Here is a 9,722-nt window from a genome sequence, read left to right on the forward strand (position 1 = left end):
ATCGCGTCGCCGCAGCCGGTCTCCTTGCTGGAGGCGCTGCCGGTGCCCCAGGAGTCGCTGGACTTGGAGAAGACCTGGCCGGTGCTGTAGTCGGAGCAGGACAGGCCGGGCCGGTTCGGGTCGCGCAGCGAGTAGGAGCCGCCGGAGTTGGTGGTGCTGATGGTGACGGGCGCGGGGCCGTTCCACTTGCTGTTGATGGTGCCCGCACGGACGTCGTCGTAGCTGTCGAGCACCTCGCCGGTGGCCGCGTCCACGAAGACGTGCAGGGTGCTGGGCGCCGACGCGGTGCGGCCCTTGAGGACGGTCTCCCAGGCGAGCCGGCCGGTGCCGTCCTTGACCCGGACGACCAGGCGGGGGGAGTCCGCCGAGTCCACGGTGGCCAGTTTCGTCCGGGCGGTCTTCTCCGCGTCCGCCGCGCTGACCTGTGGGGTGGTCGAGCCGCCGACGGGGCCGGTGGCGGCGGACTGCAGGGCGCGGACCTTGCCCTGGGCGTCGGCGAGGACGACCGCGTCGCCGCCGACCACGGGCAGGCCGTGGTAGCTGCGCTCGTAGGAGACGGAGTAGAGGCCGCCGAGCCAGGGGGTGACGGTCTTGCGCTCGTAGGTCTCGCCCGGGCCCTTGGCCAGCGCGTCCAGTCCGGCCGCGGCGACGGCGTCGGCGGCGTTGACGGCGGCGGCCAGGGCGCTCGGCGGCGCCGGGGAGGGGGTGGGCGCGGCGGTGGCCGGGCCCGTGGCGGCGGCGATCATGCCGGCCAGCACGGTCAGGGTGGTCGCCGTGGTCAGCAACCTGCCTGCGGTGACTCTGCGTTGCATCGAGGCTCCTCGCATGTGGGGGTCCTCGACCGCGGACGGCTGGGGCTGGTGGCGCGCCGCGCAGCCGTATCAGGGGGACGGCCGTGCGGGCCGTCCGCGCTCGGGTGCCCGAACACTCACACGACGTCATGCCCAGGTCAATGCCCGGTGCGCGCGGGGCGGTGGGTTGGCGAATTCCGTCAAGCCGGGCGGTCCGGTTCAGCGCCAACCTGGGCTTTTGTCCCAGTGGTTGAGACCACGTCAGGTGACGGGCCATGATCGGACGGCGACCGGTCGGGGCGGGCCGGCGACGGTGGACCGGACCGGCGAGCGGGCCCCGGGGCCGCCCGGCCGTCGGGCCCCGGACCCTCCCCCGGCGGCGCCCCGGAGCGGCCCGGCGCCGCGGGGGCGCGGCGACGGGCCGGTCGGCGCCGGGGCCGCGGGCACGGCGGCGGGACCGGGCATCCGGTAGCAGGCTGTGACGGGGCGGAAACCCACAGCGCTTGACAGCCCCTCGCCCGGGGGCGCGTACTGGAACGAGGACAAACAGCAGACAGGGCCCTGTGCTCCGGATATCCGTCGGATACCGCGGCCGGTGCGAAAGCGGCGACAGGGCGTGTTGGGATCTCGGTACCCCCTCGCGTCGCCTTCGGCCCGGTGCCCGACGGCGGTTTTCGCGTGCGGGCACCGCGCCGCCGCCGTTCGGACGGTGCGCCCGCGGTGGCGCCGCCGGAGCCCGTGGCCCGTCCGAGGGGCCGCCATGAGACCGACGTCGAGACCGACCGATGTTCGAACGCGGGAGGACGGTACCGGCGATCCGCCCACGGGGCGCCGCCGCACCGTCGCCCTGCCGCGCGTCCTTCACGCGAGCCCTGGCATCCGCCGTCCGACGGGGTGCCGCACGGCGGCTCGTCCACGGAAAGGCGGGCACCATGGTGCTCGATTCGACCACGCTGCACTCGAGCATCGAGGACCCGGTTCTCGACCGGATGAACTTCCTCAACGAGATCACGTCCAGCTACCCGGACGCGGTGTCCTTCGCGCCGGGCCGCCCCTATGACGGATTCTTCGAGGTCGAGGAGGTCCACACCTACCTTCGCCGGTACGCGGCCTACCTGGAGAGCCGGGGCGCGGGGCCGGCCGAAGTGCGCAGCGGCTTCTACCAGTACGGGCCGGCGGCGGGGCAGATCCGGGAGCTGATCGCCTACTCGCTGCGGCAGGACGAGGGGTTCGAGGTCGCGCCCGAGGCGATCGTGGTGACGGTCGGTGCGCAGGAGGCGATGTTCCTGGTGCTGCGCGCGCTGTTCGCGACGCCCGAGGACGTGCTGCTGCTCGTGACCCCCTGTTATGTCGGGATCATGGGGGCCGCGCGGCTGCTGGACATCCCGGTGGTCGCGGTGCCGGAGCGTGACGGGCGGCTGGTGGTCGCGGACCTGGACGCGGCGGTGCGGGCGCAGCGCGCGGCGGGCCGGCGGCCGCGGGCCGTGTACGTGGTGCCGGACCACGCCAATCCGACCGGGTCGACGCTGGACCTTCCGACGCGTACCGGGCTGCTGGAGCTGGCCGGGCGCCAGGGTCTGCTCGTCCTGGAGGACAGTCCCTACCGGTTGAGCGGCCCGGGGCCGCGGTGCCCGATGCTCAAGGCGCTCGACACGTCGAGGAGCGTGATCCAGCTCGGCACCTATTCCAAGACGGTGTTCCCCGGTGCGCGGGTCGGCTACGTGGTGGCCGACCAGGAGGTGCGCGACGGGCGCGGCGGGATCCGGCTGCTGGCGCGGGACCTGGCGAAGGTGAAGAGCATGGTGACGGTGAACACGTCCTCGCTCAGCCAGGCGGCCGCGGCGGGTGCGCTGCTGGGTTCGGACGGGCGGCTGTCGGTGCTGAACGCGCGGGCGGCCGAGCACTACCGGCGCAGCATGGCCGCGACGCTCGCGCAGTTGGAGCGGTGGCTGCCGGAGCGGCGGCGCCGGGAGCTGGGGGTGGGCTGGAACCGGCCCGACGGCGGTTTCTTCCTCACGCTGCGCACCGGTTTCCGGACCGGTACGGCGGCGCTGGAGCGGTCGGCCCGGGAGTTCGGGGTGATCTGGACGCCGATGGAGTTCTTCCATCCGCACGGCGGGGGCGAGCGGGACATCCGGCTGTCGATCAGCTACCTGACGCCCGGGCAGGTGGTCGAGGGCGTCGAGCGGCTGGTGCGGTTCGTGGAGACGCTCAGTGAGGAGACGCGCGGCGGTGGGGCGCGCGGTGGTGGACGCACGGTGGTGACGTGCCCGGTACCCGGAACGGAGAGTGACGCACCATGACCACGGCCCTGGACCGAGCGCCGGCCGCCACGGTCCCGCGCATCGTGAGCGTGGGCACCGCCGTGCCGCCCGAGCACTACTCCCAGGAGGAGCTGCTGGACCTGTTCGGGATCACCGACCGCCGGGTGCGCTCGGTGTTCCTGCTGGGCTCCATCCGGCAGCGTTCGCTGGTGCTGCCGCCGGCGGCGCCGGACGGCACCAGGCTCCGGGAGAGCCAGGGCGACCTGCTGGACAAGCACAAGGCGTGGGCCGTGAGCATGGGGGCGGACGCGCTGCAGCTGTGCCTCAAGCGGATCGGGGCCGACCTGTCGGAAGTGGCGTACCTGTGCTGCGTGACCTCGACCGGCTTCCTGACGCCGGGGCTGAGCGCGCTGCTGATCCGCGAGCTGGGCATGGACTGGCACACCGCGCGGGCCGACATCGTCGGCATGGGCTGCAACGCCGGGCTCAACGCGCTGGCGGTGGTGGGCAACTGGGCGGCGGCGAACCCGGGCCGGCTGGCCGTGATGGTCTGCTCGGAGGCCTGCTCGGCCGCGTACACGATGGACGCCACGATGCGCACGGCCGTGGTGAACAGCCTGTTCGGCGACGGCGCCGCGGCGGTGGCGGTGGTGGCGGACCCGGTGAACGACGGGCGCCGCACGGCGGAGGGGGCCGAGGAGGAGGGGCCCGGCCGCCGGCTGGAGGGGCCCCGGATCCTGCGGACCGCGAGCGTGACCATCGTCGACGCCATCGACGCGATGCGCTACGACTGGGACCGCGACCAGGGCCGCTTCAGCTTCTTCCTGGACCCGCAGGTCCCCTACCTGGTCGGCGCGCACGTGGAGGGGGTCGTCGACCGGCTGCTGGCGGGCACCTCGCTGCGCCGCGACGATGTCGCGCACTGGCTGGTGCACTCCGGCGGCAAGAAGGTCATCGACGCGGTCGCCGTCAACCTCGGGCTGACCCGGCACGACCTGCGGCACACCATCACCGTGCTGCGCGACTTCGGCAACGTCTCCAGCGGCTCGTTCCTCTTCTCCTACGACCGGCTCCTGCGGGAGGGCGTGGTCCGCGACGGCGACTACGGCGTGCTGATGACCATGGGGCCGGGTTCGACGATCGAGTCCGCGCTCATCCAGTGGTGAACCGACCCTAGGGAGACCGCAATGCCCGTCAACGCCCTGCCCGAGGGCCCCGTGCTGCACGTGGACGGCCGCCGGGAGATCTCGGCCGAGCTGACCGCCGCCCTCGGCGCCCTGTGCGACGAGGCGGAGAGCGCCGGCGCCGACGCCGCGACCCTGTTCCTGTCCGGCGCCCCCGACGGCGAGGCGGTGGCGAAGGCGGGCGACACCGCCGCCGTCACGAAGTGGGAGCGGGCGGTACGGCGCTTCGAGCGGCTGCGGCTGCCCACCCTGGCGGCGGCGAGCGGGGAGTGCGGCGGCGTCGCGCTGGACCTGCTGCTGGCGGCCGACGTCCGGGTGGCGGCCCCGGACCTGCGGCTGCTGCCGTCCTTCCACGGGCAGGCCGTCTGGCCGGGCATGGCCGGCTACCGGCTGGTCCAGCAGCTCGGGCCGGCCCGCGCCCGGCGCACCGTGCTCTTCGGGGTGCCGATCACCGCCCGCGAGGCCCTGGAGCGGTGCCTGGTGGACCAGGTGAGCCGGGACCCCGGGCGCACCCTGGCGGCCGCCGCCCGGCTGCTACGCCGCCTGTCCGGCCCCGAACTCGCGATCCGCCGCCAACTGGCCTTCGACGCCCAGTGGATGAGCTTCGAGGACGCGCTCGGCCCGCACCTGGCCGCCTGCGACCGCGCGCTGCGGCGCACCCGGGCCCCGGACGGGGTGACGGCGTGAGCGCGGCCACCGGGCGGGCGCCCGCCGCCGTACGGGAGCGCGCCGCGGACGGGCTCGACCGGGCGGCGCGGCTGCTGCCCCCGTTCCCCGCGCCCGGGCCGCGCACCGGCGAGGAGCGCGAGCGCGCCGAGCGGGAGCTGGACGCCGGCCGCGCGCGGCGCACCGCCTTCCTGGACCGCCACGCCGAGGAGCTCTACGACCGGATCACCGCGGGCCGCACCCTGCGCCCCCGGCTGGACGCCCTGGTGGAGGGCGCCGCCCGCGCCGTACCGAACCTGGTGCCCACCGCGGCGCAGCTGCGGGCGGAGCGGGCCCTGCCGGTGGCCGAGCGCCTCGGCTACGAGGTCGACCTGGGCGTCCTGCTGCGCGGCGTGCTGCGCGGCCCGGCCGCCGGCGGCCACCTGATGGACTCCATGCTGCGGCCCACCGGGCGGGCGCTGGAGCTGCTCGGGGAGTTCCGGGCCACCGGGGTGGTGCGGATGGACAGCACCCGGCTGGAGCGGCGCGCGGGGGTGGCCCGGATCACCATGTGCGCCGGGGACCGCCTCAACGCCGAGGACGAGCAGCAGGTCGACGACATGGAGACCGCGGTCGACCTCGCGCTGCTGGACGAGGGGTGCGAGATCGGGCTGATCCGGGGCGGCGAGATGACCCACCCGCGCTACGCGGGGCGCCGGGTGTTCAGCGCCGGGATCAACCTCAAGCGGCTGCACGCGGGCGAGATCACCCTCGTCGGGTTCCTGCTGCGCCGCGAGCTCGGCTACCTCAGGAAGCTGCTGCTCGGGCTGCGCACGGACGACGCGTCCTGGCGCTACCCGTTCACCGACATGCCGTGGGTGGCCGCGGTGGACGGCTTCGCGATCGGCGGCGGCATGCAGCTGCTGCTCGCGGTGGACCACGTGCTCGCGGCCTCCGACGCCTACCTGAGCCTGCCGGCCGCGCAGGAGGGGATCGTCCCGGGCGCGGCGGACTTCCGGCTGCCCGCGGTGACCGGCCCCCGGCTGGCCCGGCAGATCATCCTCGGCGGGCGGCGGGTGCGCGCGAGCGACCCCGAGGCCCGCACCCTCGTCGACCAGGTCGTCGACCCGGCGGACCTCGACCGGGCCGTCGAGCGGGCCCTGGAGCTGCTGCGCGACCCGGCCGTCACCGCCAACCGCCGCATGGTGAACCTCGCCCTGGAACCGGCGGACGGCTTCCGCGCCTACCTGGCGGAGTTCGCCGTCCAGCAGGCGCTGCGCATCCGCGCGGCGGACGTGCTCGGCAAGGCGGGCCGCTTCACGGCCCGGCCCTCCGGGTGAGAGCGCCGCGCCGCTGCCCTCCCCCGCCGCCCCGGCGGGCGGCACCCGAACGAACAAGGAGACCGAGATGACCAGCCCCTTCGACGACCCGGACGCCTCCTACCTCGTGCTGGTCAACCCCCTGGGCCAGTACTCGCTGTGGCCCGGGTTCGCGCAGGTGCCCGCCGGGTGGCGGATCGCCCGCGGCCGGGGCTCCCGCGACGAGTGCCTGGCGTACGTCGACCGCGTCTGGACCGACCAGCGCCCGCCGGCCCCGACGGCCGCGGCGCCGGACGGCAGGGAGGTCGTCGCGCCATGACGAGCGGCCCGGGCCCGCTGATCACCATCCGGGCGACCCCCGGCGACGGGACGCGGCCGGCCCGGGGGCAGGTCAGGCCCGGCACCTCCCGGCGGATCCTGCCCTACCTGCGGCCCTACCGGCGGCAGATCGTGGCGCTGCTGACGCTGACCGTGGTCGACGCCCTCATCACCGTCTCCACGCCGCTGCTGTTCAAGGAGCTCATCGACCGCGGCATCGTGCCGCGCGACCGGGCCGTGGTGGCGGGCGCCGCCGTCGCGGTGGCGGTCCTGGCGCTGCTGCAGGCCCTGGTGGGCTTCCTGGTCAGCCGAAGTTCGGCGCGCATCGGCGAGGGGCTGATCTACGACCTGCGCACCGAGGTCTTCCGGCACGTGCAGCGCCAGCCGCTCGCGTTCTTCACCCGCACCCAGACCGGCTCGCTGGTGAGCCGGCTCAACACCGACGTGATGGAGGCCCAGCAGGCGGTGACGGTGCTGCTGTCCAACGTGCTCTCCAGCCTGCTGGTGCTCTGCCTGGTGGTCGCCACGATCTTCTACCTGTCCTGGCTGATCGGCCTGGTGGTGCTCGTCACGGTGCCGCTGTTCGTACTGCCGGGCCGGGTCGTGGGGCGGCGGCTGCAGCGCAACCTGCGCACCTCGATGCAGCTGGACGCCGAGCTCGGCTCGCTCATGCAGGAGCGCTTCAACGTGGCCGGCGCGCTGCTGGTCAAGCTCTACGGGCGGCCCGAGCGCGAGGACGGCCGGTTCGCCGCCAACGCGGCCCGGGTGCGGGACGTGCGCGTGGTCACCTCCGTCTACGCGCGGATGCTGCTGGTGACGGTGACGCTGCTGGCCTCGCTGGCCACCGCGGTGGTCTACGGCGTCGGCGGCGAGCTGGTGGTCGCCGGGAGCATCCGGATCGGCACCCTGGTGGCCCTGGCCACCCTGCTGGCCCGGCTCTTCGGCCCGATCAACCAGCTCTCCAACCTGCAGTCGAACTACCTGACCGCCCTCGTCTCCTTCGACCGGCTCTTCGAGGTGCTGGACCTGAAGCCGCTGATCGTGGAGCGGCCCGATGCCGTCGCCCTGCCCGTACCGGGCCCTGGCCGGGCCCCGGAGGTCGAGTTCGAGGACGTCTCCTTCCGCTACCCGGCCGCGAAGGAGGTCTCCCTCGCCTCACTGGAGACGCTGTCGCTGCCGGCCCCGGAGCGCTCCGGCACCGCCCAGGCGCTGCGCGGGGTGAGCTTCCGCGCCCCCGCGGGCCGGCTGACCGCGCTGGTCGGGCCCTCCGGCGCGGGCAAGACCACCGTCAGCCAGCTGGTGGCCCGGCTGTACGAGCCGACCGGGGGCACCGTGCGGATCGGCGGCGTCGACGTGCGCGACCTGTCCCTGGCCTCGCTGCGCGACACCGTCGGCATGGTCACCCAGGACGCCCACCTGTTCCACGACACCATCCGCGCCAACCTGCTCTACGCCAAGCCGGACGCCACCGAGGCGGAGCTCGTCGAGGCCTGCGAGGCCGCGCAGGTCCGGGACGTGGTCGCGGCGCTGCCCGACGGCCTGGACACCGTCGTCGGCGACCGCGGCTACCGCTTCTCCGGCGGCGAGAAGCAGCGCCTGTCGATCGCCCGGCTGCTGCTCAAGAAGCCGTCCGTGGTCGTGCTCGACGAGGCCACCGCGCACCTGGACTCGGAGTCCGAGGCGGCCCTGCAGAAGGCCCTGTGGACGGCCCTGGCCGGCCGCACCGCCCTGGTGATCGCGCACCGGCTGTCCACGATCCGCGAGGCCGACCAGATCCTGGTGCTCCAGGACGGGCGCGTGGTCGAGCGCGGCCGGCACGCCGCGCTCGTCGACGCCGGCGGCCTGTACGCGGAGCTCTACCGCACCCAGTTCGCCGACCCGCCCGCGCCGCGCCCCGAAGCCGGGCCGGACCCGGCCGACGGCTACGGCGCCCCGCCCCCGCTGCCGCCCGGCGGAGGCCCCCTGCGCCTGCTGCCGCCGCCCCAGGCGGCGGCCGGCCCCGACCGACCCGAACGGCCCGACCAACCCGAACGGAGAGCACGATGAGCCAGCTGACGGTCGAGGACGTGTGGCCGCTTTCCCCGCTGCAGGAGGGACTGCTGTTCCACGCCTCGTACGACCAGGACGCGCCCCGGGACGTGTACGTGGGGCAGCGGGTCCTCAACCTCGACGGCGAACTGCGGCCCGAGGTGCTCCAGGCCTCCTGGCAGGCGCTGCTGGACCGGCACGCGAGCCTGCGGGCCGGCTTCCGCTCCCGCGCGGCCGGCGACACCGTCCAGGTGATCGCCAAGGGCGTGCGGATCCCGTGGACGTACGCCGACCTCGGCGCACTGGACGAGCGGGAGGCCGACGCCCGCGCCGGCGCCCTGGCCGCCACCGACGCCCGGCGCTTCGACCTCGGCCTGCCCCCGCTGCTGCGGGTGCTGCTGCTGCGCGCCGGCCCCGACCGGTACCGGATGGTGGTGACGATGCACCACATCCTGATGGACGGCTGGTCGCTGCCGATCCTGTTCGACGAGCTGTGGCGGATCTACGACAACGGCGGCGACCCCTCGGTGCTCCCCAAGGTGCCGCCGTACCGCGACTACCTCGCCTGGCTGGGCCGCCGGGACACCGACGCCGCGCGCGCGGCCTGGCGCGCGATGCTGGCCGGCACCGGGGAGCCCACCCTGGTGGGCCCGGCCGACCGCAGCGGCCCGCCGGTGATGCTCCGGCACGTGATCGACCGGATCGGCGACGACCTCACCGACCGGCTGCGGGAGACCGCGCGCGACGCCGGGGTCACCCTCAACCGGGTCTTCCAGGTCGCCTGGGCGCTGCTGGTCGGCAAGCTGTCCGGCCGCCTGGACGTGGTCTTCGGCGCGACCGTCTCCGGCCGCCCCGCCGACGTGCCGCAGGCCGACCGGATGGTCGGGCTGTTCATCAACACCGTGCCGGTGCGCGTGCGCCTGGACGCGGCCGTGCCCTTCCGCACCGCCATGGCCGCCCTCCAGGACCAGCAGGCCGCCCTGCTCGACCACCAGCAGCTGAGCCTGCCCGAGATCCAGCGCGCCGGCGGCCCGGGCGCGGTCTTCGACACCCTGATGGTCTTCCAGAACTACCCCCGCGGCCCGTCCGCGACCGTCGCCCCGCCCGTCAGCAGGACCACCCGGTCCGCGTAGGCCGCCGCCAGGGACAGGTCGTGCAGCACCACGACCACCC

At 74.9% G+C, this 9,722-nt stretch carries 7 protein-coding genes and 1 pseudogene; 7 read left to right on the forward strand and 1 reads right to left on the reverse strand.

Annotated features, from left to right (window positions below; all coding sequences use genetic code 11):
- Positions 1–812, reverse strand: a pseudogene (locus ACWDCZ_RS36905) (peptidase M28); the annotation flags it as partial.
- A 911-nt stretch (positions 813–1,723) separates the two neighbouring features.
- Between ACWDCZ_RS36905 and ACWDCZ_RS36910 the strand changes: the two are divergent.
- The 7 genes from ACWDCZ_RS36910 (at position 1,724) to ACWDCZ_RS36940 (ending at position 9,682) form a co-directional block, all read left to right on the forward strand.
- The gene (locus tag ACWDCZ_RS36910; protein ID WP_117484930.1) at positions 1,724–3,094 is read left to right on the forward strand and encodes an aminotransferase-like domain-containing protein; all 1,371 of its coding nucleotides are present in this window, start codon (positions 1,724–1,726) and stop codon (positions 3,092–3,094) included.
- A complete protein-coding gene (gene dpgA, locus ACWDCZ_RS36915; RefSeq protein WP_449818192.1) occupies positions 3,091–4,221 on the forward strand; it encodes a 3,5-dihydroxyphenylacetyl-CoA synthase DpgA in 1,131 nt (376 codons plus the stop codon). Before ACWDCZ_RS36910 ends, dpgA begins: the two co-directional genes overlap by 4 nt.
- Before the next feature lie 21 nt (positions 4,222–4,242).
- Positions 4,243–4,926: an enoyl-CoA-hydratase DpgB gene (gene dpgB / locus ACWDCZ_RS36920; protein WP_049659703.1), complete on the forward strand. Its 684-nt coding sequence runs from the start codon at positions 4,243–4,245 to the stop codon at positions 4,924–4,926.
- Entirely contained in the window at positions 4,923–6,224 is a 1,302-nt protein-coding gene (gene dpgC / locus ACWDCZ_RS36925) for a (3,5-dihydroxyphenyl)acetyl-CoA 1,2-dioxygenase DpgC (protein WP_380779131.1), read from the forward strand. The genes dpgB and dpgC overlap by 4 nt, the downstream gene beginning before the upstream one ends.
- Positions 6,225–6,291: 67 nt before the next feature.
- A complete protein-coding gene (locus tag ACWDCZ_RS36930; protein WP_074005399.1) occupies positions 6,292–6,522 on the forward strand; it encodes an MbtH family protein in 231 nt (76 codons plus the stop codon).
- Complete coding sequence (locus ACWDCZ_RS36935; RefSeq protein WP_449818193.1) at positions 6,519–8,567, forward strand: ABC transporter ATP-binding protein; 2,049 nt, start codon at positions 6,519–6,521, stop codon at positions 8,565–8,567. The genes ACWDCZ_RS36930 and ACWDCZ_RS36935 overlap by 4 nt, the downstream gene beginning before the upstream one ends.
- Positions 8,564–9,682, forward strand: a complete 1,119-nt coding sequence (locus tag ACWDCZ_RS36940) for a condensation domain-containing protein (protein WP_449818194.1) — start codon at positions 8,564–8,566, stop codon at positions 9,680–9,682. Before ACWDCZ_RS36935 ends, ACWDCZ_RS36940 begins: the two co-directional genes overlap by 4 nt.
- Positions 9,683–9,722: the final 40 nt, after the last annotated feature.

The organism is Kitasatospora sp. NPDC001225 (genome assembly GCF_053597855.1).

Bases quoted from the DNA above. Each gene is read 5' to 3' on its own strand.
- ACWDCZ_RS36935 (WP_449818193.1), top strand. From the start codon at position 6,519: ATGACGAGCGGCCCGGGCCCGCTGATCACCATCCGGGCGACCCCCGGC.
- ACWDCZ_RS36940 (WP_449818194.1), top strand. From the start codon at position 8,564: ATGAGCCAGCTGACGGTCGAGGACGTGTGGCCGCTTTCCCCGCTGCAG.
- dpgB (WP_049659703.1), top strand. From the start codon at position 4,243: ATGCCCGTCAACGCCCTGCCCGAGGGCCCCGTGCTGCACGTGGACGGC.
- ACWDCZ_RS36930 (WP_074005399.1), top strand. From the start codon at position 6,292: ATGACCAGCCCCTTCGACGACCCGGACGCCTCCTACCTCGTGCTGGTC.
- ACWDCZ_RS36910 (WP_117484930.1), top strand. From the start codon at position 1,724: ATGGTGCTCGATTCGACCACGCTGCACTCGAGCATCGAGGACCCGGTT.
- dpgA (WP_449818192.1), top strand. From the start codon at position 3,091: ATGACCACGGCCCTGGACCGAGCGCCGGCCGCCACGGTCCCGCGCATC.